Annotated in this window: 22 protein-coding genes and 1 riboswitch; of the genes, 11 read left to right on the top strand and 11 right to left on the bottom strand. The window is 68.5% G+C overall.

The window, feature by feature from the left end; all coding sequences use genetic code 11:
• Positions 1-257 precede the first annotated feature (257 nt).
• Entirely contained in the window at positions 258-1,799 is a 1,542-nt protein-coding gene (locus tag D3869_RS13910) for a sigma 54-interacting transcriptional regulator (protein ID WP_137140505.1), read from the top strand.
• Positions 1,800-1,807: 8 nt separating this feature from the next.
• On the opposite strand, the gene D3869_RS13905 is transcribed toward D3869_RS13910, so the two are convergent.
• Positions 1,808-2,038, bottom strand: coding sequence for an FmdB family zinc ribbon protein (locus D3869_RS13905; RefSeq protein ID WP_137140504.1), 231 nt, complete (start codon positions 2,036-2,038; stop codon positions 1,808-1,810).
• Positions 2,039-2,175: 137 nt separating this feature from the next.
• Here D3869_RS13905 and D3869_RS13900 point away from each other — a divergent pair, with 137 nt between their 5' ends.
• Entirely contained in the window at positions 2,176-2,739 is a 564-nt protein-coding gene (locus D3869_RS13900) for a gamma carbonic anhydrase family protein (RefSeq protein ID WP_137140503.1), read from the top strand.
• A gap of 22 nt (positions 2,740-2,761) precedes the next feature.
• On the opposite strand, the gene D3869_RS13895 is transcribed toward D3869_RS13900, so the two are convergent.
• On the bottom strand, positions 2,762-3,511 hold the full coding sequence (locus tag D3869_RS13895) for a sulfite exporter TauE/SafE family protein (RefSeq protein ID WP_137140502.1): 750 nt from the start codon (positions 3,509-3,511) through the stop codon (positions 2,762-2,764).
• Positions 3,512-3,857: 346 nt separating this feature from the next.
• Between D3869_RS13895 and D3869_RS13890 the strand changes: the two genes are divergently transcribed.
• Complete coding sequence (locus D3869_RS13890) at positions 3,858-4,307, top strand: CBS domain-containing protein (RefSeq protein WP_137140501.1); 450 nt, start codon at positions 3,858-3,860, stop codon at positions 4,305-4,307.
• A gap of 98 nt (positions 4,308-4,405) precedes the next feature.
• On the opposite strand, the gene D3869_RS13885 is transcribed toward D3869_RS13890, so the two are convergent.
• Positions 4,406-6,139 carry a PEP/pyruvate-binding domain-containing protein gene (locus tag D3869_RS13885; protein WP_137140500.1) on the bottom strand — a complete coding sequence of 578 codons (1,734 nt, stop codon included), beginning with the start codon at positions 6,137-6,139 and terminating at the stop codon, positions 4,406-4,408.
• Positions 6,140-6,387: 248 nt separating this feature from the next.
• Positions 6,388-7,155: an NUDIX hydrolase gene (locus tag D3869_RS13880; protein WP_137140499.1), complete on the bottom strand. Its 768-nt coding sequence runs from the start codon at positions 7,153-7,155 to the stop codon at positions 6,388-6,390.
• 192 nt (positions 7,156-7,347) lie between these two features.
• On the opposite strand from D3869_RS13880, the gene pyk reads away from it, so the two are divergent.
• Complete coding sequence (pyk, locus tag D3869_RS13875; protein WP_137140498.1) at positions 7,348-8,811, top strand: pyruvate kinase; 1,464 nt, start codon at positions 7,348-7,350, stop codon at positions 8,809-8,811.
• A 64-nt stretch (positions 8,812-8,875) separates the two neighbouring features.
• Here the strand turns inward: pyk and D3869_RS13870 are convergent, their stop codons facing one another.
• Positions 8,876-9,565 (bottom strand): GntR family transcriptional regulator, encoded by a 690-nt coding sequence (locus tag D3869_RS13870; RefSeq protein ID WP_014240292.1) that lies wholly within the window; start codon positions 9,563-9,565, stop codon positions 8,876-8,878.
• 170 nt (positions 9,566-9,735) lie between these two features.
• Positions 9,736-10,332: a thiamine phosphate synthase gene (locus tag D3869_RS13865; RefSeq protein ID WP_247895654.1), complete on the bottom strand. Its 597-nt coding sequence runs from the start codon at positions 10,330-10,332 to the stop codon at positions 9,736-9,738.
• A 222-nt stretch (positions 10,333-10,554) separates the two neighbouring features.
• Between D3869_RS13865 and gcl the strand changes: the two genes are divergently transcribed.
• The 5 genes from gcl (at position 10,555) to oxlT (D3869_RS13840) (ending at position 17,365) form a co-directional block, all read left to right on the top strand.
• Positions 10,555-12,324, top strand: a complete 1,770-nt coding sequence (gene gcl / locus D3869_RS13860; RefSeq protein WP_137140496.1) for a glyoxylate carboligase — start codon at positions 10,555-10,557, stop codon at positions 12,322-12,324.
• 245 nt (positions 12,325-12,569) lie between these two features.
• The gene (gene hyi, locus D3869_RS13855; RefSeq protein WP_137140495.1) at positions 12,570-13,367 is read left to right on the top strand and encodes a hydroxypyruvate isomerase; all 798 of its coding nucleotides are present in this window, start codon (positions 12,570-12,572) and stop codon (positions 13,365-13,367) included.
• 79 nt (positions 13,368-13,446) lie between these two features.
• Positions 13,447-14,355 carry a 2-hydroxy-3-oxopropionate reductase gene (gene glxR, locus D3869_RS13850; RefSeq protein WP_014240287.1) on the top strand — a complete coding sequence of 303 codons (909 nt, stop codon included), beginning with the start codon at positions 13,447-13,449 and terminating at the stop codon, positions 14,353-14,355.
• Positions 14,356-14,548: 193 nt separating this feature from the next.
• Positions 14,549-15,811 (top strand): glycerate kinase type-2 family protein, encoded by a 1,263-nt coding sequence (locus D3869_RS13845; RefSeq protein WP_137140494.1) that lies wholly within the window; start codon positions 14,549-14,551, stop codon positions 15,809-15,811.
• 255 nt (positions 15,812-16,066) lie between these two features.
• A complete protein-coding gene (gene oxlT, locus D3869_RS13840) occupies positions 16,067-17,365 on the top strand; it encodes an oxalate/formate MFS antiporter (protein ID WP_137140493.1) in 1,299 nt (432 codons plus the stop codon).
• A 97-nt stretch (positions 17,366-17,462) separates the two neighbouring features.
• Here oxlT (D3869_RS13840) and thiC read toward each other — a convergent pair whose 3' ends face one another.
• Positions 17,463-19,304: a phosphomethylpyrimidine synthase ThiC gene (gene thiC, locus D3869_RS13835; protein ID WP_137140492.1), complete on the bottom strand. Its 1,842-nt coding sequence runs from the start codon at positions 19,302-19,304 to the stop codon at positions 17,463-17,465.
• A gap of 116 nt (positions 19,305-19,420) precedes the next feature.
• Positions 19,421-19,533, bottom strand: a riboswitch (TPP riboswitch).
• Positions 19,534-19,734: 201 nt separating this feature from the next.
• Here thiC and D3869_RS13830 point away from each other — a divergent pair.
• Positions 19,735-19,923 (top strand): hypothetical protein, encoded by a 189-nt coding sequence (locus tag D3869_RS13830; RefSeq protein WP_137114423.1) that lies wholly within the window; start codon positions 19,735-19,737, stop codon positions 19,921-19,923.
• Positions 19,924-20,009: 86 nt separating this feature from the next.
• On the opposite strand, the gene oxlT (D3869_RS13825) is transcribed toward D3869_RS13830, so the two are convergent.
• Together oxlT (D3869_RS13825) and D3869_RS13820 are read right to left on the bottom strand one after the other, a co-directional pair.
• Complete coding sequence (gene oxlT, locus D3869_RS13825) at positions 20,010-21,272, bottom strand: oxalate/formate MFS antiporter (protein WP_109138472.1); 1,263 nt, start codon at positions 21,270-21,272, stop codon at positions 20,010-20,012.
• 452 nt (positions 21,273-21,724) lie between these two features.
• Entirely contained in the window at positions 21,725-22,942 is a 1,218-nt protein-coding gene (locus D3869_RS13820; protein ID WP_137140491.1) for an MFS transporter, read from the bottom strand.
• A gap of 104 nt (positions 22,943-23,046) precedes the next feature.
• Between D3869_RS13820 and D3869_RS13815 the strand changes: the two genes are divergently transcribed.
• Positions 23,047-23,934, top strand: coding sequence for a LysR family transcriptional regulator (locus tag D3869_RS13815; RefSeq protein WP_137140490.1), 888 nt, complete (start codon positions 23,047-23,049; stop codon positions 23,932-23,934).
• A gap of 270 nt (positions 23,935-24,204) precedes the next feature.
• On the opposite strand, the gene sucD is transcribed toward D3869_RS13815, so the two are convergent.
• Both sucD and sucC read right to left on the bottom strand, forming a co-directional pair.
• Positions 24,205-25,080: a succinate--CoA ligase subunit alpha gene (gene sucD / locus D3869_RS13810; RefSeq protein WP_014241630.1), complete on the bottom strand. Its 876-nt coding sequence runs from the start codon at positions 25,078-25,080 to the stop codon at positions 24,205-24,207.
• Position 25,081: 1 nt separating this feature from the next.
• Complete coding sequence (gene sucC, locus D3869_RS13805; RefSeq protein ID WP_137140489.1) at positions 25,082-26,278, bottom strand: ADP-forming succinate--CoA ligase subunit beta; 1,197 nt, start codon at positions 26,276-26,278, stop codon at positions 25,082-25,084.
• Positions 26,279-26,475: the final 197 nt, after the last annotated feature.

Genomic DNA, 26,475 nt, shown 5'->3' with positions numbered 1-26,475 from the left:
ATCACGGATTTGTTCGCATCCCATTGGCAAACGCGATGCCAAGTGCCGGAACTCGCGGAAACGCTGGGGCGGACGGTTGCGCGCCGGACGAAGCCGTACATAAATCGTTACACGCGATTCGCGATGCGCTCCTTGGACGCATAATAATCCCTTTAAAAACAGATGATTGCTTTATCTGTACAGAAATCGTTACGGCGTACACGGATGTTTACAGATGCGCCCATCGTGGTACACTCACCCCACCACCGGGGAGAGCCATGCGCATCGACGTCCTGTTCGCCGACCGGGTCGGCATCGCCCATGAGGTCCTGGCCGTTCTCGCCAAGCGGCGCTTGAACGTCGTGGCGGTGGAGGTGGACCCGCCGCACATCCACATCGACGCGCCGGAACTGGACGTGCCGGGCTTCGGGGCGCTCGACGCCGCGCTGCGCGCCGTGCTCGGCGTGGAATCCGTCACCCCCATCGACATTCTGCCCGGCACACGGCGACGGCTGCATTTGGACGCCCTGCTGGCCGCCCTGCCCGACCCGGTTCTGGCGGTGGACCGCGCAGGACGCATCGTGGTGGCGAACGCCGCCGCCGCGACGGTCGCCGGGCGCAGCGAGGCCGCCCTGACCGGCGCCGACTTCGGACGGTTGTTCGGCGATGCCGAGCTGTCCGACCTGCTGGTGGACAACGGATTCCGCCTCGCCGCCGGGCAGGAGGTGACGCTGAACGGCCAGCCCTTCCTGCTGGACGCCACCCCCATCGTGGAGGACGGACGGCCGGCCGGTGGGGTGGTCACCCTCTTCGCGCCGAGCCGGCTGGGCGAACGGCTGAATGCGCTGCAAAACTTCGACGAGGGGGGCTTCGACCGCATCCTCGGCGACTCCGCCCCGGTCCGCGCGCTGAAGGCGCGGGCGGCGCGGGTCGCGGCGGTGGACGCGCCGCTGCTGATCCTGGGCGAGACGGGCACCGGCAAGGAGCTGATCGCCCACGCCTGCCACCGCGCCAGCCCGCGCCGCGACAAGCCCTTCCTGGCGCTGAACTGCGCCGCCGTGCCGGAGAATCTGGCGGAAAGCGAGCTGTTCGGCTACGCCCCCGGCTCCTTCACCGGGGCGCAGCGCGGCGGCAAGCCCGGTCTGCTGGAACTCGCCCACGGCGGCACCGTCTTCCTCGACGAGATCGGGGAGATGTCGCCCTACCTCCAGGCCAAGCTGCTGCGGTTCCTGAACGACGGGCGCTTCCGCCGCGTCGGCGGCGACCGCGAGCAGACGGTGGACGTCCGCGTGGTCAGCGCCACCCACCGCGACCTCGACGCCATGGTCGCCGAGCACAGCTTCCGCGAAGACCTGTTCTACCGGCTGAACGTGCTGTCGCTCCAGGTCCCGGCGCTGCGCGAGCGCGGCGACGACATCCTTCTGCTCGCCCGGCACTTCATCGCCCGCGCCTGCGCCCAGGCCCGCCGCCCGCCCTGCCGCCTGACCGTCGCGGCCAGCGCCGCCCTGCTCGCCAACCCCTGGCCAGGCAACGTCCGCCAGTTGGAGAACGTCATCTTCCGCGCCGTGACGATGAGCGACGGTGCCTATCTCGACGCCGCCGACCTGGAACTGGCCGGAGCGCGCATGGACGCCGAAACCGGCGGCGAGCCCGCCGAGCCGTCCAGTTGGGACGAGGCGGCGGCGGCGTTCGAGCGCGGCCTGCTGCGCCGCCTCTACCCGCGCTACCCGTCCAGCCGCAAGCTGGCCGCCCGCCTCCACACCTCGCACACGATGATCGCGAACAAGCTGCGCAAGTACGGGATACCGGACGGGACGTGAGCGCCGCGCTAAATGCGCGAGCGTTCCGCCTTGCTGTAGTTGCTGAAGTGGCCCTCCGCGGCGGCGGCGCGGCGGGCGGTGTTCAGGAACTTGTCGGCCTTGGTGTCCGGCGCGATGCGCGCCACCTTGCGCTCCAGCGCCGCCGACCCGCAGGAGGCGCAGACGGGCGTGTCCGACGAGCGCACCAGCGCTTCGAAGTCGTGGGCGCAGGCGGTGCAGCGGTAGGAGTAGAGCGGCATGGGAGTCCTCACACGGGTCGGGAACCAGGCGCGCCCATCCTATCACGTAATTTTCTTATGGGTATAGCGCAGTGCAGCATTCTCACGCCGCCGGTCTGTTCCGCGGTAGGATGCCGATACGAAGGCCCAAGCGAAGAATGAAGGAGGAACGGGTGATCTACGCCTTCAACGACAAGGTCCCGCAACTGTCGCCCCACTGCTGGGTGGCCCCCAGCGCCACCGTCGTCGGCGACATCCTGCTGGAGGAGGACGTGTCCGTCTGGTGGGGCGCGGTCATGCGCGCCGAGGAGGAGCGCATCCACATCGGCGCCGGCAGCAACGTCCAGGACAACGCCGTCCTCCACGTCGATCCCGGCTTCCCTCTGCTCATCGGCAGGAACGTGACCATCGGCCATCTGGCGATGGTGCATGGCTGCACCGTCGGCGACGGCAGCCTGATCGGCATCGGCGCCACGGTGCTCAACGGCGCGCGCATCGGCCGCGACTGTCTGATCGGCGCCCACGCCTTCATCGCCGAGGGCAAGGAGATCCCCGACCGCTCGCTGGTGCTCGGCGCGCCGGGCAAGGTGGTGCGCACGCTGTCGGACGAGGATGTGGAGCGCATGCGCGCCCCCGCCGCCGTCTACCAGCAGCGGTGGAAGAGCTACGCCAAGGGGCTGCGCCCGATCAACGTTCCCGGCACCGTCCCAGGCCAGCCCTGACAAGAGCCGGCGTGGGGCGCCCTCAGGCTCCGGCCCCCCTGATGAAGAAGTACAGGGTCAGCCCCACGCCGATCGACACCACCACCCACTTCATCACGTCGCGGCTGACCCGCTTTGCCGCGTGGGCGCCGGCATAGCCGCCGGCGATGGCCGACACCGCCATGACGACGGTTTCCGGCCAGGACACCGCGTCGGACAGGCAGAAGGCCGCCACCGCCGCGCCGTTCATCAGCGCGGCCAGCAGGATGCGCAGCCCGTTCATGGCATGGATGTCCCGCAGGCCGAACAGGGTCAGCGCCGCCAGCATCAGGAAGCCGATCCCGCCGCCGAAATAGCCGCCGTAGATGGCGATGACGAACTGCACGACCAGAACCGAGCGACCGTTCAGCCGCAGCCGGGCGGCCAGCGCCGGCATGAAGCTGCCGACCGCGAAGACCGCCGTCGCGAACAGCAGCAGCCAGGGCACCAGCCCGGCGAAGGCGCGGTCCGGCGTGGTCAGCAAAAGGATCGCCCCGACCACCCCGCCGACGAGGCTGACAATGGAGAAGGCGGTGACGCTGACCTCCGTCACGCCGCGGATCTCGTTGCGGTAGGCCCAGGCGCTGGCCATCTGGCCGGGGAACAGGGCGACCGTGCTCGACACGTTGGCGCTGACCGGCGGCACCCCGGCGAACAGCAGCGCCGGGAATGTGATGAAGGCCCCGCCACCGGCGACGGCGTTGAGAACGCCCGACGCGAACGCGGCGACCATCAGCAGCACCATGGCAAGCATCGCACCCCCACCATCAGCCAACCCATGTATTTGGCATACCATCAAGCGTTGTGGGCACCCTGACAAACGCCATAGGGGGGCCGGTGAACGCCTCGGCTGTGGCCGCGCGATTCAACGATGCCGTCGCGCGAAAATGCGATTTCGCTGATTGTTTGCTATATTAGCCATTGACGCGCCGTGGCATCTGGTATACCAAATATCCATCGCCTGCCACTGCCCGATGCCCAGGTGCCGCCGACGGCCTTCGACCGGTCCGACGCGGTTCCACCGGTCAAGCTCCGGCCCCCCGCGGGGGTTTCCGTGCAGGGCGCGCTTACGCAACCCGCTGTCTGGTGGAGGGCTCGCCATGAAAGTCGCCGACATTCTTCGGACCAAGGAATCCCGCGTCGTCACCGTGCGCTCCGGCGAAACCATCGAGGAGGCGATCCGGCTGATGAAGTCGGAGAACATCAGCGCCCTGGTGGTCAAGGATGTCTGCCGGACCGAGGGCAACGCCGTGGCCGGCATGCTGTCGGAACGCGACGTCGTCTACGCGCTGCTGGAGCGCGGCGCGTCGGTCCTGAAGACGCCGGTCTTCATGCTGATGTCGCGCGCACCGCAGACCTGCTCGCCCGACGACAGCCTCGTCCACGCGCTTGAGCTGATGGACCGCCACCACATCCGGCACCTGCCGGTGCTCGACGGCTCCACGCTGGTCGGCGTCGTCAGCGCCCGCGACTTCACCAAGCTCCAGCTTACCGAGATGGTCGCCCACACCCAGCCCCCGGCGCAGGAAACCCCGGTCTACGCCCACTGACCAAGGCCCGGCGGAAGCGAAAAGGCCCCAGCCAAAAGGCCCGTCGTCCCATCGGACGGCGGGCCTTTCCTCATGGCCTCAAACCATCACTCGCCCCGTCATTCGCCGGCGCCCCCGGCCCAGCGCAGCAGCAGAGCCACGGCTTCCGGCGGCTCGGGGCGGATCATCGGCACGCTGCCCAGGATCACATGGCCCGCCCCGCCGTCCACGGTGATGATCTCCCCCGCCCGGACGGTCAGGTCGCCCACGGTCATCACGCCGGCCGCCGGATCGACGCGCAGCATGCGCGCTCCGGTGACGCAGGGCAGCCCCATGGCGCGGGCGACGGTGGCGGCGTGGCTGGTCGCTCCGCCGCGGGCGGTCACCACCGCGCAGGCCGCCTGCATGCCGTGCACGTCGTGGGGAGAGGTTTCCGGACGGCACAGCACCACCGCCACGCCCTCCGCCGCCAGCCGGACCGCCTCGTCCGACGTGAAGACCAGCACACCCGTGGCGGCGCCGGAGGAGGCCGGCAGGCCGCGGGCGATCACCTCGCGGGGGGCGTCGGGGTCGGGGATGGGGCGCAGGCTGTCCGCCAGCGCCGGCAGGTCGGCGCGCCGCACCGCCTCGTCCCGCGAGATGATGCCGGCCTGCGCCATCTCCGTGGCGATGCGCACCCCGGCTTCCGGCGTCCGCTTGCCGGCGCGTGACTGGAGGATGAACAGGCGCCCCTGCTGGACGGTGAATTCGATCTCCTGCATGTCGCCGAAATGGCGCTCCAGACGGTCGGCGATGCGGCCAAGCTCGGCGAAGGCCTCGGGGGCGACCGCCTCCAGGGAGGCGTCGGTACCGGCCAGCGGCCCCGGGGTGCGCAGTCCCGACACGATGTCCTCGCCTTGGGCGTCGGCCAGGAACTCGCCGCACAGCGCGGCCTCGCCGGTGGACGGGTCGCGGCTGTGGGCGACGCCGGTGCCGGAAGCGCCGCCGCGGTTGCCGAACACCATCGCCTGCACGGTCGCCGCGGTGCCCCAATCGTCGGGAATGCCGTGCACCGCCCGGAAGGCCACGGCGCGGGCGTTGCTCCAGGAGCGGAAAATGGCCCCGATGGCGGCGAAGAGTTGGGTCCGCGCGTCCTGCGGGAAGGGCTCCCCCGCCTCGCGCTCGATCACGTCGCGGTAGGCGGCGGCCACGGCGCGCCAGTCGGCGGCGGTCAGGTCGGCGTCGCGGGTCAGCCCGCGCGCCTCCTTGTGGGCCTCCAGCGCCGCGTCGAAGACGTGGGCGCCCACCCCCTGCACCACCGTGCCGTAGGTCTGGATCAGCCTACGGTAGCAGTCGTAGGCGAAGCGGGCGTCGCCGCTGCGCGCGGCCAGCCCCTTCACCGTCGCGTCGGTCAGGCCGAGATTCAGGATCGTGTCCATCATGCCGGGCATCGACGCCCGCGCTCCTGACCGCACGGACACCAGCAACGGAGTCTCCGACCCGCCGAAGCGCGCGCCCGCAACGCTTTCCAGCCGGGTCAGCGCCTCCTCGACCTGGGCGGTCAGCCCGGCGGGAAAGCCGCCCTGCCCGGCGCGGTGCCGGCGGCTGGCCTCCGCCACGATGGTGAAGCCCGGCGGCACCGGCACACCCAGCCGCGCCATCTCGGCCAGCCCGGCGCCCTTGCCGCCCAGCTCCGCCAGCATGCCGCCGTGCCCTTCCGCACCGCCGCCGCCGAAGGCGTAGACCCAGCGCGGTCCACCGGCCACCTGTCCACCGGCCGCCGGCAGCGCCGCGTGCCCGGCAACCACGGCGGCACCGACGGCGATGGCGCCGCTGGTGTCGGTGGAGCCTTGGATGATGGACTGGTGGAGCATGGACCTATCCTCGCGTCGGCGTGGTGTTCAGGCACCTTGTGGACATGAACGGAAAATTTCTCCGGTCAAACCGATATCTTATTTCCTCATATTGCCACTTTACGAACTGAGTGCAATGCACAAATAGTCGCATTTGCGACGATAACGCTTCGGCGGCGAAAAAAGGCACGGGAAATTCCGCATAGCGGAATTTTAGGCGAATTGTTGCCCGGAAATTCTGGTTGGAAATGCGCGGCGATCTCAGGCGGTCAGCCCAGCCGCGCTTGCTCCAGCGGGACCTGCGTCAGGGGATAGCCGAGCCCGTCCGGGATGCACAGCGCCGGCCCCTCGGGGGTGTCGGCGGGACGGGGCAGGATGGGCGTCAGGGGATGGAAGCGCGCGGCCTCCTCCATAGCGTGGCGGACCGTGCGGCAGCCGGCCAGACGCAGCAGGGTCATGCGGGTGGCGAAGACCAGCGACAGCCGCTCCGCCTCCGCCTCGGCCAGGATGGCCCGCGGCGTGCCCCAGAATCCGGCGACCGCCTCCACCCCGTCGACCACGGCGGTCTGGCGCGGCGGCGCCTTGGCGAGGAAGAACAGGGTGTCGTAGCGCCGCCACACGCTCTCCGGCGTGACCCAGCGGGCGAAGGGCACCAGCGCCGCCACGTCCGGCTCCAGCCCCGCCGCCAGCAGCCGGTCGAGGAAGGTTCTGCCCGACGCGTTGCGCAGCCCGTCGAGAAGGGCGGCGTCCACCGTGCCGCCGGTCATCAGCAGCCCGCATTCCTCGAACGCCTCGCGGATCGCGGCCATCCGCTGCGGCATGTCGTCGGTCAGCGGCAGCGACAGCTCCCGCCAGGGCAGCTCGCTGTCCTCCGCGTCCAGCCGTCCGCCGGGAAACACCGTGGCGCCGGGCGCGAAGCGAAGGTCGCGGTGGCGCTGGATCATGAAGACCTCCAGCCCATCCACGCTGTCGCGCAGAAGGATCAGGCCGGCGGCGGAAAGCGGCTCGACAGGCGTGTTGATGGCAGGCGTGTTCATGGCATCGTCCTGTCTGGTCGCGGGCGTCCAGTGTCCGCCCAGGGCTCACCCCCGGTCAAACCAACCGTGTGACTTCCCGCTATGTGGAAAAGCCATAGCGGCGGTTTGACCCCCGCCCCGCCCCGGTCGCAGCATCACCCCAAGCACCACCCAGTCATTGTCAAGTCATCGCCCTCTCAGGAGGCCCGCGCCATGCAGCGCAACCGCAGCACCAAGATCGTCGCCACTCTGGGGCCGGCCAGCTCGACCTACAGCCAGATCTTCGCCCTCGCCGAGGCCGGCGTGGATGTCTTCCGCCTGAACGCCAGCCACGGCACGCAGCGCGACCACGCCGAACGCTACCGCCAGATCCGCGCGGTCGAGGAGACGGTCGGGCGCCCCATCGGCGTGCTTCTCGATCTTCAGGGTCCGAAGCTGCGCGTCGGCACCTTCAAGGAAGTGGCGGTGATCCTGGCCGGCGGCGACCGCTTCCGCCTCGACCTCGACCCGACCCCCGGCGACCGCAGCCGCGTCTGCGTCCCGCATCCGGAGATCTTCGCCAGCCTGGAGCCGGGTCACGAGCTTCTGCTGAACGACGGACGGATGCGCCTGCGCGTGCTGAGCTGCGGCCCCGACCACGCCGAGACCGAGGTCATGGTCGGCGGCACCCTGTCCGACCGCAAGGGCATGAACGTCCCCGGCACCACGCTGGCCCTCAGCGCCCTGTCGGAGAAGGACCGCAGCGACCTGCAGTTCGGCCTGACGCTGGGCGTGGACTGGATCGGCCTCAGCTTCGTGCAGCGGCCCGAGGACATCCTGGAGGCGCGCGCCCTGATCGGCGACCGCGCCCACATCATGACCAAGGTGGAGAAGCCGGCCGCCCTGCCCCGGCTGGAGGAGATCATCGCCCTGTCGGACGCGGTGATGGTGGCCCGCGGCGACCTGGGCGTGGAGCTGCCGCCGGAGGACGTGCCCGGCCTGCAGAAGCGGATGATCCGCCTGAGCCGCGCCGCCGGCAAGCCGGTGATCGTCGCCACCCAGATGCTGGAATCCATGATCACCGAGCCGACGCCGACGCGCGCCGAGGCGTCGGACGTGGCGACCGCCGTCTATGACGGGTCGGACGCCGTGATGCTGTCGGCGGAATCGGCGTCGGGCAAGCACCCGGTGGAGGCCGTGGCGATGATGGACCGCATCATCCGCCGGGTCGAGCGCGATCCCCTCTACCGCCGCATCATGGACTCCGAGCATCCGAGCCCGGAGGCGACCACCCCGGACGCCCTGTCCGCCGCGGCCCGCCAGATCGCCGAGACCATCTCGGCCGCCGGCATCGCCACCTTCACCAGCACCGGCTCCACCGCGCGGCGCGCCTCGCGCGAGCGGCCGACCGTGCCGATCCTCGGCCTCAGCGCCGAACGCGGCACCGCCCGCCTGCTGTCGCTGGCCTGGGGCGTGCACCCCGTCTGGACCGCCGACGTGGCGAACTTCGCGGAAATGGTCGAGCGGGCCAGCCTCGTCGCCGCCCAGGAGGGCATCGGCGCCCCCGGCCAGTCGCTGATCGTGACGGCGGGCGTCCCCTTCGGAACGCCCGGCACCACCAACAGCCTGCGCGTGGTCACGATCACCGCGAACGGTCTGAACAGCGTGACGACCGCACAGCTCCACGAGCCGGCCTGACCACCCCTGCGTGCCCTTCCCCCCTCACCGGGGGCGGGGCACCCTCACTCCAGGAAATCGCCCCTCACTCCAGGAAATCGCAATGCTTCTCGACGTGCGCCGCCAGACCCAGCGTGTGGTCGCGGATCAGGTGTTCGGCCTGATCGACGTCGCGGCGCTCCAGGGCCTTGATGATTTCCTTGTGGTCGTTGATCGACCGCTCCGCCCGGTTGTCCTGGCCGATGGTCAGCTTGCGGATGGCGCGGATGTGGATGAACAGGTTGTCGGTCATCTCCTGGATCAGCTTGGACCCGCTGAGCCGGATGATGCTCTTGTGGAAGGCGATGTTGGCGTCGGAGTATTCGTTGACATGCTCCTTGGGGTTCCGCATCTCGAAGTTGCGGAACAGGTCCCACAGGGTGCGGATGTCCTCGTCGGTGGCCTGCGTCGCGACCATGCGCCCGGCCATGCTCTCCAGCGCCGCCCAGACCTGGATCATCTCGACGATCTCGGCCTTGGTCTTGCGGATGACGAAGATGCCCCGGCGCGGCTGGAGGCGGATGAACCCCTCCTGCTCCAGCAGGGTCAGCGCCTCGCGGATCGGCGTCCGGCTGACGCCCAGCAACTCGCTGAGCTGCCGCTCCTCAAGCCGGATCTCGTCGTTATGGTCGTAAATGTCCATTTGCGAGATGGCTTGCTTCAACGCATGGTACGCTTGGCTGCGGAAGGTCGTTCCGGTGTCGAGCGGCTGGACGTTGATCGGCGGAGGGTTCATGGTCGGCACCGTTCCTCAATGCTGGCCGTCCGGAAACACCCCACTGTGCGCCGGCCCGGTCGTGCGAAAGGCATCGCATCGTTTTCGTATATGAGATACCAGATGCACATTTCGGGCTGAAAAGTCCAGAACCACGATAAAGATTGGGCGCCCCCGCCTGCCTCTTGTCCTTACGGTTGTCCGGCTTTCAAGGCCTTGAGCAGGTCGGACAGGCGGTCCGGTGTCCGCATCACCGTTCCCATGACCGCCACTCCGGCCGCTCCCGCGGCCAGACAGCCTCCAATGTTGCCCGACTCCACGCCGCCGAGCGCGATGATCGGCAGCGGAGCCTCCGCGGCCAAGCGTCTCAGCCCCTCAACCCCGAGCGGCGGGCCGTAGCCCGGCTTGCTCGGCGACGGAAAGATGGGCGACAGCGTGACGTAGTCCGCCCCGCCCGCGACGGCCCGCCGAATCCCTTCCGCGTCGTGGGTCGAAAGCCCGACCAGCGCGCCGGGGCCGAGCCGCCGCCGCGCCGCCGCCACATCGGCTCCTTCCGGCAGATGCACCCCGTCCGTCCCCGCGGCCAGCGCCAGGTCCGGATCGCCGTGCAGCGTGACCACCGCTCCCCAGGGCCGCGCCCGCTCGACCAGCGCGTGGGCCAAGGCGATCTGCCGGGAGTCGTCGAGATCCTTCTCGCGCAGCGACAGCCAGCGCAACCCGCCGGCGAACAGACGCGCCGCCAGATCCGGCAAGGGCTGCGCCGCCTGCCGCCGGTCCGTGATCGCCAACAGGCGGGGACTCGGGATCGCCATCATCCGCTCACGATGACAGCGCCATCGGGACTGTGCAAGTGCAGCATAATTGTCCGCAGCGCCGTGAAGGACTGCCCCGTTCGGCGCGATTTCCATCACGCGGAAAGGATTCGCCAACACTTTGCCAATAGCCGCCCCGCTGATGAAAGCTCAATCCAACGCAACAGCGACCCGTTACGCGAGGGAGGAGACCAAGCCATGGCTAGGATGATGGCGATTGAAGCGGCGGTGCACGTCCTGGAAAAGGAAGGCGTGTCCGTTTGCTTTGGCGTCCCCGGAGCGGCCATCAATCCGTTCTACGCGGCGCTGCAACGCAACGGCCGCATCGGCCACGTTCTTGCGCGCCATGTCGAGGGCGCGTCCCATATGGCCGAGGGCTACACACGCGCCAAGGCCGGCAACATCGGCGTCTGCATCGGCACCTCCGGCCCCGCCGGCACCGACATGATCACGGGCCTCTACTCGGCCTCCGCCGACTCCATTCCGATCCTGTGCATCACCGGCCAGGCGCCGCGCGCCCGCCTGCACAAGGAGGATTTCCAGGCCGTGGACATCCCGTCCATCGCCAAGCCGGTCGCCAAGTGGGCGGTCACCGTGCTGGAGCCTGGGCAGGTCCCCTACGCCTTCCAGCAGGCCTTCCACCTGATGCGCTCCGGCCGGCCCGGCCCGGTGCTGCTCGACCTGCCGATCGACGTGCAGATGGCCGAGATCGAGTTCGATCCCGACGCCTACCAGCCGCTGCCCACTTACAAGCCGGCGGCGACCCGCGCCCAGGTGGAGAAGGCGCTGGCCATGCTGAACGCGGCGGAGCGTCCGCTGCTGGTGGCCGGCGGCGGCATCATCAACGCCGACGCCAGCGACCGTCTGGTCGAGTTCGCCGAGGTCGCCGGCCTGCCGGTCATCCCGACCCTGATGGCCTGGGGCGCCATTCCGGACGATCACCCGCTGATGGCCGGCATGGTCGGCCTGCAGACCGCCCACCGCTACGGCAACGCCGCCATGCTGGCGTCGGACTTCGTGCTGGGCATCGGCAACCGCTGGGCCAATCGCCACACCGGCTCGGTCGACGTCTACACCAAGGGCCGCAAGTTCGTGCATGTGGACATCGAGCCGACCCAGATCGGCCGCGTCTTCGCGCCGGACCTGGGCATCGTGTCCGACGCCGGGGCCGCGCTCGACCTCTTCATCGAGGTGGCGAAGGAATGGAAGGCCGCCGGCAAGCTGCGCGACTGGTCGGAGTGGGTGAAGACCTGCCAGGTCCGCAAGCGCTCCATGCTGCGCAAGTCGGACTTCGCCAACGTGCCGATCAAGCCGCAGCGCGTCTATCAGGAGATGAACAGCGCCTTCGGCGAGGACGTCTGCTACGTCTCGACCATCGGCCTGTCGCAGATCGCCGGCGCGCAGTTCCTGCACGTCTACAAGCCGCGCCATTGGATCAACTGCGGCCAGGCCGGCCCGCTCGGCTGGACCCTGCCGGCGGCGCTCGGCGTGCGGGTGGCCGATCCGAAGCGCAAGATCGTCGCGCTGTCCGGCGACTACGACTTCCAGTTCCTGATCGAGGAGCTGGCGGTCGGCGCCCAGTTCAAGCTGCCCTACATCCACGTCCTGGTGAACAACAGCTATCTCGGGCTGATCCGGCAGGCGCAGCGCGCCTTCCAGATGGACTTCCAGGTCCAGCTCTCCTTCGAGAACATCAACGCCCCGGAGATCGGCGTCTACGGCGTGGACCACGTCGCGGTGGCCGAGGGGCTGGGCTGCAAGGCGATCCGCGTCACCGACCCGGACAACCTGCAATCCGCCTTCGCGCAAGCGCAGCAGTGGATGGACGAGTTCCAGGTCCCGGTGGTCGTCGAGGTCATCCTGGAGCGCGTCACCAACATCGCCATGGGCACGGAGATCAACAACATCACCGAGTTCGAGGACGTGCTGGACGTGCCCGCGGACGAGCCGGAGCTGGTGCGGGTCTGATCGGCAGCCGATTGCCCCCACCCTCCCCACTTCGTGGGTCCCCTCCCTCCCCCGCTCACGCAGGGGAGGGACTCAAATCCCCTCCCCTGCGTGAGCGGGGGAGGGTCAGGGAGGGGGCAAGCAGCCTCCCCAGATCCACAGTTCCGCAGGGTGAAAAAAGGCGGCCGTCGCGTTGACGCCTCCGCCATCACCCTCCGATCCTGAGCCAAACGGCCAAGCCCGAAACGACCATCCGGGAGAGAGACATGCCCAAGTTCGCCGCCAACCTGACGATGCTCTACAACGAGTTGCCCTTCCTCGACCGCTTCGCCGCGGCGGCGAAGGACGGCTTCACCGGCGTCGAGTATCTGTTCCCCTACGCCTTCGAGAAGGACGCGCTGGCCGAGCGGCTGGCCGCCAACCGGCTGACCCAGGTCCTGCACAACCTGCCGGCGGGCGATTGGGACGCGGGCGAGCGCGGCATCGCCGTCCTGCCGGACCGCGTGGGCGAGTTCCAGGACGGGGTGGGCCGCGCCATCGAATACGCCACGGCGCTGGGCTGCAAGCAGATCAACTGCCTCGCCGGCAAGGCCCCGGCGGGCGCGGCGGCGGACGCGCTGGAGCGCACCTTCGTCGACAACCTGTCCTTCGCCGCCAAGGCGCTGAAGCAGGCCGGCATCCGTTTCCTGATCGAGCCGATCAACACCCGCGACATTCCGGGCTTCTACCTGACCAACACCGCGCAGGCGGAACGGATTCTCGAGGCCGTCGGCTCCGACAACCTCTTCATCCAGTACGACGTCTATCACATGCAGATCATGGAGGGCGATCTCGTCCCGACCATCCAGCGCCTGCTGCCGAAGATCGCGCATGTCCAGATCGCCGACAATCCGGGCCGCAACGAACCGGGCACCGGCGAGATCAACTACCCCTTCGTCTTCGCGGCGCTCGACCGGATCGGCTACGACGGCTGGGTCGGCTGCGAGTACAAGCCGGCCAAGGGGACCAGCGAAGGGCTGGGCTGGATGCGCGCCGCCACCCCCGGCGAGACCGTAGCTGCCTGAGGGCCGCCGCCTAATGGCCGCCACCTGATCGCCCACCCCATTTCGACCGCCCGAACACAGAAGATTTGAGGACACAGCCATGAACGTTGGATTCATCGGTCTCGGCATCATGGGCCGCCCCATGGCCGGTCATCTGGCCGACGCCGGCCACACCCTGTTCGTCTACGACATCAACCCGGCCCCGGAAGACCTCCTCGCCAAGGGCGCCACGGCCTGCGGCTCCAGCCGCGAGGTGGCGCAGAAGGCCGACATCGTCTTCACGATGGTCCCCGATACCCCCCATGTGCAGGCCGCCCTGTTCGGTCCGAACGGCGTCGCCGAGGGTCTGTCGGCCGGCAAGATCGTGGTTGACATGTCCTCCATCTCCCCGATCGAGACGAAGGCCTTCGCCCAGCGCATCAACGAGCTGGGTTGTGACTACCTCGACGCCCCGGTGTCCGGCGGCGAGGTCGGCGCCAAGGCTGCCTCGCTGACCATCATGGTCGGCGGTCCCGACAAGGCCTTCGAGACGGTGAAGCCGCTGTTCGAGAAGATGGGCAAGAACATCACGCTGGTCGGCGGCAACGGCGACGGCCAGACGACGAAGGTCGCCAACCAGATCGTCGTCGCCCTGACCATCGAGGCGGTGGGCGAGGCCCTGCTGTTCGCGTCCAAGGCCGGCGCCGACCCGGCGAAGGTTCGTCAGGCCCTGATGGGCGGCTTCGCCTCCTCGCGCATCCTGGAGGTGCACGGCGAGCGCATGGTGAAGCGCACCTTCGATCCGGGCTTCCGCATCGAGCTGCACCAGAAGGACCTGAATCTGGCCCTGTCCGGCGCCCGCGCGCTCGGCGTGTCGCTGCCCAACACGGCGACCTGCCAGGAGCTGTTCAACGCCTGCGCGGCCCAGGGCGGCAAGGCCTGGGACCACTCCGGCATGGTCCGCGCGCTGGAGCTGCTCGCCAACCACGAGATCGGCCAGAACCACCGCGTGACCGAACCCGCGGAGTGAGGCTGCGCTTTATCTCCCTCTCCCCCCTGGGGAGAGGGTTGGGGTGAGGGGGTTGCGCTTGTGCCGGACGTACCGCCACGCACATCCCCCTCACCCTCCCCATTGCCCCCCGCGCCAAATCCGTTAGCATTCCCAGCACATGAGGACCGGCGCCGGTGAACGGCGCGGCTTAGGGAAGGGACAGAACCAGACCATGACGACCACCGACCCCCGCGCGCTCCTGACCGACATGTTCCGCGCCGCCGTCGCTTCGGCGCAGCCGGCGCTGTGCGTGCCGCCGCATCTTCCGGAACCGCCGAAGGGCCGCACGGTCGTCGTCGGTGCCGGCAAGGCCGCGGCCTCCATGGCGAAGGCGGTGGAGGATCACTGGAAGGGTCCGCTGTCCGGTCTGGTCGTCACCCGCTACGGCCACAACGTGCCCTGCGAGCGGATCGAGGTGGTCGAGGCGTCGCATCCCGTCCCCGACGAGGCCGGCCAGCAGGCCGCCAAGCGCATTCTCGACATCGCCGCGTCGCTCGGCCCCGACGACCTGATGCTCTGCCTGATCTCCGGCGGCGGCTCCGCCCTGCTCGCCCTGCCGGCCCCCGGAATCTCGATGGCCGACAAGCAGGCGGTGTCCAAGGCGCTGCTCCGCTCCGGCGCGAACATCACCGAGATGAACTGCGTGCGCAAGCACCTGTCCGCCATCAAGGGCGGACGGCTGGCCGCGGCGACCAAGGCGCGGGTGGTCTCGCTGGTCATCTCCGACGTGCCGGGCGACGACCTGTCGGTGATCGCCTCCGGCCCCACCGTGCCCGACCCGACCAGCTACGCCGACGCGCTGGCCGTGCTGGAGAAGTACGGCATCACCCCGCCGCAACCGGTCATGGACCATCTGCTGGCCGGGCGCGACGAGAGCCCGAAGCCCGGCGACCCGCGGCTGGAGCGCGTCAGCACGATCCTCGTCGCCACCCCGCAAATGGCGCTGGAACGCGCGGCGGAGGTCGCCCGCAAGGCCGGCGTCACCCCCGTCATCCTCGGCAACGCGCTGGAGGGTGAGTCGCGCGAGGTGGCGCTCGTCCACGCCGGCATCGCCCGCCAGATCGTCGAGCACGACCAGCCGGCGGCCAAGCCCTGCGTCCTGCTCTCCGGCGGCGAGACCACGGTGACCGTGCGCGGCAAGGGCCGCGGCGGACGCAACGCCGAGTTCCTGCTGGCGCTGACCGTGGCACTGGACGGGATGAAGGGCGTCCACGCCCTGGCCGCCGACACCGACGGCATCGACGGGACGGAGGACAACGCCGGCGCCCTGCTCGCCCCCGACACGCTGGCCCGCGCCGCCGAGGCCGGCGTCAATGCCAAGGAGCGCTTGGCCGACAACGACGGCTACAGCTTCTTCAGCGCGCTCGGCGACCTGCTGGTGACCGGACCGACCCTGACCAACGTCAACGACTTCCGCGCCGTCCTGGTCCTTTGAAGGGCGGGGCGCCGCCGGCCGATTTAATATATCACTTATGGCCAGAGCGGCGCCCGCTCACGAAAATTTGTTGCTGACTCCACGGATTATCCGCCACACTCATCGTCAAGGCATCACGAATACGGCGTCTGGCATGCCAACATCATGCAACCAGACAGGCCCGTTCGAAGGACAAAGCGAAGCGGTCGGGCACCGAACGCACCCCGCGCGCGCCAGGACAAAAACGAGATAGCGGACCCATCCGGGAGGAACCATATGCGCCAAACCGGTGCGCGGAGCGCCCTGCCTGTCGGCGGGCGTTGGATGCAGTTGCTTGCCGGCGTCATCTGCATGTCGATGATCGCCAATCTCCAGTACGGGTGGACCCTCTTCGTCGAACCCATCGACGACAAGCACGGCTGGGGCCGTGCGGCCATCCAGGTGGCCTTCACCATCTTCATCGTCACCGAAACATGGCTGGTGCCCGTCGAGGGCTGGTTCGTCGACCGCTTCGGCCCGCGGATCGTCGTACTGTTCGGCTCGGTGCTCTGCGCCGCCTCCTGGGCGCTGAACGCGGTGGCGGACTCGCTGCTCGTACTCTACGTCGCGGCGGCCATCGGCGGCATCGGGGCGGGCGCCGTCTACGGCACCTGCGTGGGCAACGCGCTGAAATGGTTCCCCGACCGGCGCGGTCTGGCGGCCGGCATCACCGCGGCGGGCTTCGGCGCCGGCTCCGCCCTGACGGTGGTGCCCATCGCCACGATGATCGAGACCTCGGGCTACGAGGCGACCTTCATGGCCTTCGGTCTGGGCCAGGGGCTGGTGGTCTTCGGGCTCGCCTGGCTGCTGGTCGCCCCGCCCTCCGCTCCCCTCGCCCGCGGCGGCTTCGCCGCCCCGCCCGCGCAGCGGCAATACACGCCGAGCCAGATGGTCCGCACGCCGGTCTTCTGGGTCATGTACGCCATGTTCGTCATGGTGGCCGGCGGCGGGCTGATGGCAACGGCGCAGCTCGGCCCGATCGCCCAGGATTTCGGGCTGGCCCACGCGCCGGTCAGCATCCTCGGCCTGACCCTGCCCGCTTTGACCTTCGCCCTGTCGATCGACCGCGTGCTGAACGGGCTGACCCGCCCCTTCTTCGGCTGGGTGTCCGACCACATCGGGCGCGAGAACACCATGTTCATCGCCTTCGCCATCGAGGCGGTGGGCATCGTCGCGCTCAGCCTCTACGGCCGCGACCCTGTGGCCTTCGTGCTGCTGACCGGTCTGGTCTTCTTCGCCTGGGGCGAGATCTACAGCCTGTTCCCGGCCTGCTGCGCCGACACCTTCGGGTCGAAGTTCGCGGCGAGCAACGCCGGGCTGCTTTACACGGCCAAGGGCACGGCGGCGCTGCTGATCCCCTTCGCCAACATCATCGCCGACGCGACAGGAAGCTGGCACGCCGTCTTCCTGCTGGCCGCCGCGGTCAACGCGCTGGCCGCGGTCCTGGCGCTCTTCGTCCTGCGTCCGATGCGCAACCGCATGGCCGCCGAGTCGCTGGGTGCGCACAGCGGCCGGAGCGTGACGGCCGACGCGTAAAGGCCATGTCCTGACGCTCTCTTCCCCTCCCCCCGCCTTGGGGAAGGAGCCGAAGCGAGGGGGTGCCCGCGAGGGCGCCCCCTTTTCGATTCGGACGCTACTCCGCCGCCTGCCCCTCCTCCAGATAGATCTCCCCGCCCTTGGCGCGGAAGCTCTCCGACATCTCGGCCATGCCGGAGTTGGCGTACTCCCGCACCTCCTGCGTGATCTTCATCGAGCAGAACTTCGGCCCGCACATCGAACAGAAATGCGCGACCTTCGCCCCCTCCGCCGGCAGGGTCTGGTCGTGGAAGCGCTCCGCCGTTTCCGGGTCGAGCGACAGGTGGAACTGGTCGCGCCAGCGGAACTCGAAGCGGGCGCGTGACAGGGCGTCGTCGCGTTCCTGGGCGCCGGGATGGCCCTTGGCGAGGTCGGCGGCGTGGGCGGCGATCTTGTAGGTGACCACGCCCACCTTGACGTCGTCGCGGTCCGGCAGCCCGAGATGCTCCTTCGGCGTGACGTAGCAGAGCATCGCCGTGCCGAACCAGCCGATCATGGCGGCGCCGATGGCGCTGGTGATGTGGTCGTAGCCCGGCGCGATGTCGGTGGTCAGCGGCCCGAGCGTGTAGAAGGGCGCCTCGCCGCACAGCGCCAGCTGCTTGTCGACGTTGGCCTTGATCTTGTGCATGGGCACATGGCCCGGCCCCTCGATCATCACCTGCACGTCGTGCTTCCAGGCGATCTTGGTCAGCTCGCCCAGCGTCTCCAGCTCGGCGAACTGGGCGGCGTCGTTGGCGTCGGCGATGGAGCCGGGGCGCAGCCCGTCGCCCAGCGAGAAGGCGACGTCGTACGCCTTCATGATCTCGCAGATCTCCTCGAACCGCTCGTAAAGGAAGCTCTCGCGGTGGTGGGACAGGCACCATTTCGCCATGATCGAGCCGCCGCGCGACACGATGCCGGTGGTGCGCTTCGCGGTCAGCGGGATGTGCGCCAGACGGATGCCGGCGTGGATGGTGAAATAGTCCACCCCCTGCTCCGCCTGCTCGATCAGCGTGTCGCGGAAGATCTCCCAGGTCAGGTCCTCGGCCTTGCCGCCGACCTTCTCCAGCGCCTGATAGATCGGCACGGTGCCGATGGGGACCGGGCTGTTGCGCAGGATCCATTCGCGGGTGGTGTGGATGTTGCGGCCGGTGGACAGGTCCATCACGGTGTCGGCGCCCCAACGGATCGACCAGACCATCTTGTCGACCTCCTCCCCCACCGAGGACGCGACGGCGGAGTTGCCGATGTTCGCGTTGATCTTGGTGAGGAAGTTTCGGCCGATGATCATCGGCTCCGATTCGGGGTGGTTGATGTTGGATGGGATGATCGCCCGCCCACGCGCCACCTCGTCGCGGACGAACTCCGGGGTCACATGGTCGGGGATGGAGGCGCCGAAGTCGTCACCGTCCCGCGCCGCCGCCTCGGCCAGGCGCTGGCGGCCCAGATTCTCGCGAACGGCGATGTACTCCATCTCCGGCGTGACGATGCCGGCGCGGGCGTAGGCCATCTGCGTCACCGCCCGGCCCGGCTTGCCGCGCAGCGGACGCCGCCCGGCGCGGTCGAAGACCGGCACGGCGCGCGTCTCGCCGGCGCGCAGCCCGTCGTCCTCCGGACGGACCTCGCGGCCCTCATAGGCCTCCACGTCGCCGCGCCCCTCGATCCAGGAGCGGCGCAACTCCGCCAAGCCGCGGCGGATGTCGGTCTGCACGGCGGGATCGCTGTAGGGGCCGGAGGTGTCGTAGACGCGCACCGGCGGCTCGCCGCCGCCGACATGGATGTCGCGCATCGCCACGCGCAGGTCGGGGAAGCGCTCCCCGGCCACATGGACCTTGCTGGACGACGGCAGCGGGCCGGTCGTCACCGAGAAATGGTCGGACGGCGCGGCTTTCTGGGAAGCGGGGGGAAGAGTGTCGGGCATCTGCTGTGGATCTCCATCGCACATAGGATCGTTGGAGACCCGGGTGTGACGGAGCGGCAGAACGGACGACCGGAGCGGTCCCCATGGAGAGGTGCGCGATGGGGATGCGCATGACCGTGGCCCGTTTGTTCCTGTCCCTACGCCGGTACGACCCGGATCAGGTTCAAAGGGTTCGGCGCCTTACGGCATCATCTCAGCCCCGTGCTATGGGGCTCCCCTTGGAACGTCGCCATGCTGAACCATCCGCCCCACCCACGTCAACGCTATTCACGGCGCTATTCACGGCGAATCCCACCCGATCAATGCAGTTGGCGTGCTTCTGGTATCCATTATCTGGTATACAAAATCCTATTGCGCAGCCTGAGCCGGCCCGCTATGCTGCATCACAACAAAAAACAAAGCCCCCTCCCGAGTGCCCGGAGCCCGTCCCATGCTCGAGTCCCAACTGATCGCCTTCGTCGCCCTGGCCGGCCTGATGGGCCATGGCCTCACCCTGCTGATGCGGGAGGACGACGAGTGGAATTCCGATCCGCAGGACGAGCAGCCGGACGGCCTGTGGTCGTCGGACCGCTTCAACCAGTCCGGCGAGGGCCACAACCGTCCCTTCTTCCTGGAATGAAAGAAGGCCGCCGCGCGGGGTGCGCGCGGCGGCCGTCATCCGAGATAAAGTCGTCCGAGACAAGAAACTGAAGCTTCGCGGGCCGATCAGTGGCCGGGCTGCACCGCCAGCCCACCCGCACCCTGCTGGGCGGCGAGTTCGGCGTTGCGGGCATGATGCTTGCGCAACATGGGCCGCAGGACCGCGATGGCGCAGAAGGCCGCGATGAGGTCCATGGTGGCGCAGATGTAGAGCACGGTCGCCCAGGTGCCGGTGGCTTCCATCAGCAGGTTGCCCAGCGGGACCAGCAGCGCCGCGACGCCCTTGGCGCAGTACAGCACGCCGTAGATCTTCGCCGCGTGCTTGGTGCCGAAGGTGTCCGCCGAGGTCGCGCTGAACAGGCTGTACACTTCGCCCCAGGCCAGGAACACCAGACCCGACAGGATCAGGAACATGATCGGGTCGTGGCCGAAGCGGCTGAGCATCAGGATGCCGAGGCCTTCGAAGGTGAAGGCGATGAACATGGTCGCTTCACGGCCGATGTGGTCGGAGACGAAGCCGAACAGCGGACGGGAAATACCGTTCATCACGCGGTCGAGCATCAGCGCGAAGGGCAGCGCCGCCATGGTGATGCCGAACAGGCTGATCGGGGCTTCCTTCACGCCCAGATCGTGGGCGATCACGCCGAGCTGGGCCACCGCCATCAGACCGCCCGACACGGTGCAGATGAACATCAGCATCATGACCCAGAAGACCGGCGTCTGCAGCGCTTCCTTCAGCGTGTAGTCGCGGCGGGACTGCAGGACTTTGGTCGAGGCCTTCACCTGATCCTTCTGCGGGGCGCGCAGGAAGAAGGCGGCGATGAGGATGATCGTGCCCTGCAGCAGGCCGAACCAGAAGAAGGTCGCCTGATAGCCCGAGGAGTGGATCATGTTGGCGATCGGCAGGATCGTCACGGCCGAGCCGGCGCCATAGCCGCCCGCGGTCAGACCGACGGCGAGGCCGCGCTTGTCCGGGAACCACTTGAGCGCGCTGTTGACGCAGGTGGCGTAGACGCAGCCGACGCCGATGCCGCCGATGGCCGAACCGACATAGAGCATGCCGAGCGAGCCGGCGTAGCTGTCGATGATCCAGGAGAGGCCGGTCATCACGCCGCCGAAGGCGACGATGGCGCGGGGGCCGTAGCGGTCGATGAAGTAGCCTTCGATGGGGGTCAGCCAGGTCTGGACGACGACGAAGACGGTGAAGGCGGTCTGGATCGAGGCGCGGGTCCAGCCATGGGTGGCCTGGATTTCCGGCACGAAGAGCGTCCAGGCATACTGGATGTTGGCCGCGGCGACCATGCAGACGATGCCGACGACGATCTGCATCCAGCGCGCGCCTTCGGAAATGGGCGCCTGCGAGCCGCCGGAACTGTTAAAAGCTGGCCTCTGGGATTCTGTCGATCCAACCATCATTCCCTCCCGTGGGATTGCGACGCTTTGATACCGGGCATGAGGGTCCCCTTGAGCCGGCGAGGCGGTGTCCGAGCGAGCGTCCGCATCGCCGCGTCATGGGCGGCCTTGTTCCGTGCCGATGCGAGTCATGCTTCAATGATGAGCTGGAGAGCCGGTCACGCCGTCCCTGCGTTCGTGGCGCTCCAGATACGGCATATGGTATGCCAGAGACATGATTGTTGGCAACACGAACTTTTGCCGCGTCGCGCTTTTCATCCAAAAATTTTTCTGGCTTTGGAAAACCGGACGGCCGAGAGGGTCAGCCCCGCCTCGTGGGCGGGGCTCATGGCGTTCTCACGACCGGATGAGCGAGGCGTCGACCGACATCAGGCGGTCGCGGACGCGGCGCGGGAGGAGGCCGTGATGGCAAGCGCCGCGATGGCCGCCGCCAGCGGCACGAAGGACACCCAGAGCACCGAATCCCAACCGAACGCCGCCAGCAGCCCGCCGGACGCGAAGGACCCCAGGGCCATCGTGCCGAACACGATGAAGTCGTTGAGCGACTGCACCTGCGTCTTCTCCTCCGGGCGGTGGCACGCCAGAACGAGCGTGGAGGCCCCGAGGAAGCCGAAGTTCCAGCCGACCCCCAGCAGGATCAGGCTGACCCAGAAATGCGCCACGTCGACGCCCCCCAGCCCGACCACGGCGGAGGCGGCGATCAGGCCCAAGCCGGCGAACACGATGCGAGACGCGCCGAAGCGCTCAACCAGCCGCCCGGTGACGAAGCTCGGGGCGTACATGGCGATCACATGCCACTGCAGACCGAGGTTTGACACCTCCTGCGACAGGCCGCACAGCCGCATCGCCAGCGGGGCCGCCGTCATGATGAAGTTCATCAGAAGATAGGAGACAACCCCGCACAGCACGGCGGTGAGGAATCGCGGCTGGCGGACAATGACGCCGAGCGGTCGTCCCCCGGCGGACTCCGCCGCGGTCGGCATCGGCAGCCGCACGCCGATCAGCACCAGCGCGGACACCGCCGCCACGGCGGCCTGGGCTAGGAAGGTCGCCAGGAACAGGTGCGGCGGCCAGACATCCATGGTGACGGTGACGAGCTGCGGTCCGATGACCCCGGCGAACACCCCGCCGGCCATCACCGCCGACATGGCTCTCGGCCGCCGCTCCGGTTCGACGCAATCGGTGGCGGCGAAGCGGAAGGACAGGACCACGGCAGCGTAGGCGCCCCCGGGGACCATCGCTGCGCAAAACAGCCAAAAGCTCCCCAGAAGCACCGCCAGGGCGGAGAGCAGCCCGACGAGCACGCCGCAGCCAGTCCCCGCCAGGAAGGCGGCCCGACGCCCAAACCGTCGGGCGATGGCCCCGGCGGGAATGGTGCAGACCGCCATGCCCACAACGAAGACGGAGAGCGGCAGAGTGGCCAGCGCTGGGCTGGGCGCCAGCGTGTTCCCGACGATGGCCCCCGTCGCGTAGACGACCACCGCGTTGGCGCCGGCCAGCGCCTGCGCTGTGGCCAGCCGCAGAACGTTCGCCGTCCCATGCGCGTAAGGACCATGCGTGTAAGGGTTGCTGTCGGCTTGGCTCATGACGGTGTCCGGAAATCGCTCAGTGATGGTTGCCCCACACCTACCGACCCGCCATCATGAATGAAAATGGTATGTTCTCATGATTGGATGAACAGAGATCATGAATGCTTGACCGTCAGATTCTCACGATCCTGCGGGAAGTAGACCGGGTGGGCGGCGTCACCGCCGCTGCCGAACGCCTAAACCTCAGCCAGTCGGCGCTGAGCCACACGGTGCGCAAGTTCGAGGAGCGTTGCGGCGTGGAGGTCTGGACGAAGAAGGGGCGGAGCCTCCGCTTCACCCAGGCTGGGCAGCATCTTCTGGTCCTGGCGCAACGCCTGCTGCCGCAGTTCGAGCACGCCGAACGGGTTCTCGCCGATTTCGCATCGGGCCGCCGCGGAGCCTTCCGGGTGGGCATGGAATGCCATCCCTGCCAGGCTTGGCTGATGCGGATGACCGCCAGCTATCTCACGCACTGGCCGGACGTGGATTTCGAGGTCCGTACCGCCTTCCGCTTCGACGGCTTGGCTGCGCTGCTCGACAACGAGATTGATCTGCTGATCACGCCCGACCCCATCGAGACCGCCGACGTCCTGTTCACGCCGGTCTTCGACTACGAACTCGTCCTCGTTGTGCACGAGACGCATCCGCTGGCCGAGCGTGGCGCGGCGCAGCCCGAAGACCTGCGTGCGGAGGAGTTGATCACGGTCCCGGTCAGCCTGGAACGGCTGGACGTCTACACCCGCTTCCTCGTCCCCGCCCATTGCCGGCCGCGTCGTCACAAGACCGCGGAGTCGACGGACCTGATGCTCCAGCTCGTCGCCGCCCGGCGCGGGGTCACCGTTCTGCCGGACTGGCTGGTGCGGGAGGACGGCGCCGGCCTACCCGTCCGCAGCCTGCGGCTGGGCAGCGAGGGGATCGGCAAGAGCATTCATCTCGGCGTCCGCCGCGGCGAGGAGGGCGTGGACTACATCGCCGGCTTCCTCACCCTTGCCCGGACAATCGATCGGTAAGAGCAAAAAAATGGCCGTGCTGTTGCCAGCACGGCCAGTGATTTCGAGAGGCTCGCATAAATGCAGAGCAACAACCCGCCCGATACAAAGGGTGAAGCACCCTGTGCAAGACCAAGATGACTGGTCAGACCACTCGCCGCAACGCCTCTTTATCAGCTTTCCACATTGCGGAAACAGCCCCCTCCCCTGCCCGAATACACAACAAAGAAAACCGCGCCGTTGCCGGCGCGGCCAGTCACTTCGGGGAAACACCACTGCGACGGAAACGGATCAGCCCTTGAAGACCTTGAGCATGGTGGAACCCAGGCTCGCGGGGCTGTCGGCGACGGCGATGCCGACGGACTTCATGAACTCGATCTTGAAGTCGGCGGTGTCGTTGCCGCCGGAGATCACCGCGCCGGCGTGGCCCATGCGGCGGCCCGGAGGCGCGGTGCGCCCGGCGATGAAGCCGACGACCGGCTTCTTGGTCCCGGAGTCGCGGATGAACTCCGCGCCCTTGACCTCGGCGTCACCGCCGATCTCGCCGATCATGATGATGCCCTCGGTCTCCGGGTCCTTCAGGAACAGCTCCAGGCTGTCCACGAAGTTCGTCCCGTTGACCGGGTCGCCGCCGATGCCGATGCAGGTCGTCTGGCCCAGCCCCGCCGCGGTGGTCTGCGCCACCGCCTCGTAGGTCAGCGTGCCCGAGCGCGAGACGATGCCGATCTTGCCGCGCTTGTGGATGTGGCCCGGCATGATGCCGATCTTGCACTCGTCGGGCGTGATGATGCCCGGGCAGTTCGGCCCGATCAGCCGGGTCTTGGAGTTGCCCAGCGCGCGCTTGACGCGCACCATGTCGAGCACCGGGATGCCCTCGGTGATGCACACCACCAGCGGGATCTCGGCGTCGATCGCCTCCAGGATGGCGTCGGCCGCGAAGGGCGGCGGCACGTAGATGACGCTGGCGTTGGCGCCGGTCTTCTCGACCGCGTCGGCCACCGTGTCGAAGACCGGCAGGTCGAGGTGCTTAGTGCCGCCCTTGCCCGGGGTGACGCCGCCGACCATCTTGGTGCCGTAGGCGATCGCCTGCTCGGAATGGAAGGTGCCCTGGGCGCCGGTGAAGCCCTGGCAGATCACCTTCGTGTTCTTATCGACGAGAACAGCCATCTTACGCGGCCTCCTTCACGGCCTTGACCACCTTCTCGGCGGCGTCGGCGAGGTTGTCGGCCGACAGGATCGGCAATCCGGACTCGGCAAGGATCTTCTTGCCCAGCTCGACGTTCGTGCCTTCCAGACGGACGACCAGAGGCACATGCAGCTTCACGTCGCGGGCCGCCGTGACGACGCCTTCGGCGATGACGTCGCAGCGCATGATGCCGCCGAAGATGTTGACCAGGATTCCGCTCACATTGGGATCGGAGAGGATCAGCTTGAAGGCCGCGGTGACGCGCTCCTTGGTGGCGCCGCCGCCGACGTCGAGGAAGTTGGCCGGCTCACCGCCGTACAGCTTGATGATGTCCATGGTGCCCATCGCCAAGCCGGCGCCGTTGACCATGCAGCCGATGTTGCCGTCGAGCTTGACGTAGTTCAGGTCGTGCTTGGCGGCCTCGACCTCGGCCGGGTCCTCCTCGGCGACGTCGCGCAGCTCGGCCACGTTCTTGTGGCGGAACAGGGCGTTGTCGTCGAAGGCCATCTTGGCGTCGAGCGCCAGGATGTCACCCGAGCCGGTGACGATCAGCGGGTTGATCTCGACGATCGCGCAGTCCAGCTCGGTGAAGGCGCGGTACATGGCGGTCAGGAACTTCCCCGCCGCCCCGACCTGCTTGCCTTCGAGGCCGAGGGCGAAGGCGACCTTGCGGGTGTGGTAGCCCTGGATGCCGGTGGCCGGGTCGACGGCGACCTTGACGATCTTCTCCGGCGTGTTGTGGGCGACCTCCTCGATCTCCATGCCGCCTTCGGTGGACGCCATGATGGTGACGCGGCCGGTGGCGCGGTCGACGAGCATGCCGAGATACAGCTCGCGCTTGATGTCGGCGCCTTCCTCGACGTAGAGGCGCTTGACCTCGCGGCCGTCCGGACCGGTCTGCTTGGTGACCAGCACGTGGTTCAGCATCTCGCCGGCGTTCTTGCCGACCTCCTCGACGGACTTGACGACGCGGACGCCGCCCTTGCCCTCGGGGTTGTCCTTGAACCGGCCGGCGCCGCGGCCGCCCGCGTGGATCTGCGACTTCACGACCCACACCGGGCCGCCCAGCTCGCGGGCAACGGCCTCGGCCTCCTCGGGAGAGAACGCGACGCCGCCGCGGGGCACCGCGACGCCGTACGTCTTCAGCAGGCCCTTGGCCTGATACTCATGGATGTTCATGGCTGTCTTCGGGTGTTTAAAATGGAAGGGTGCGGGGCGCAGGCCGGCATCGGCGCTGACGCGTCCCGCGCCGGCACCCTGCGTCCTGTGCTGAATCTGTGGAAGAATGGGCGGGTAAGCCGATGGCTCGCCGGACGCCCGCGGCCACGCGTCCTACCTCCGGGACGGCGCGCCGGCGGACCGGCCTCTCATGGAGC

It is taken from the genome of Azospirillum brasilense (genome assembly GCF_005222205.1).
Taxonomy (GTDB): Bacteria; Pseudomonadota; Alphaproteobacteria; order Azospirillales; family Azospirillaceae; genus Azospirillum; species Azospirillum brasilense_G.
This window is presented reverse-complemented; position numbering and strand designations above follow the sequence as displayed.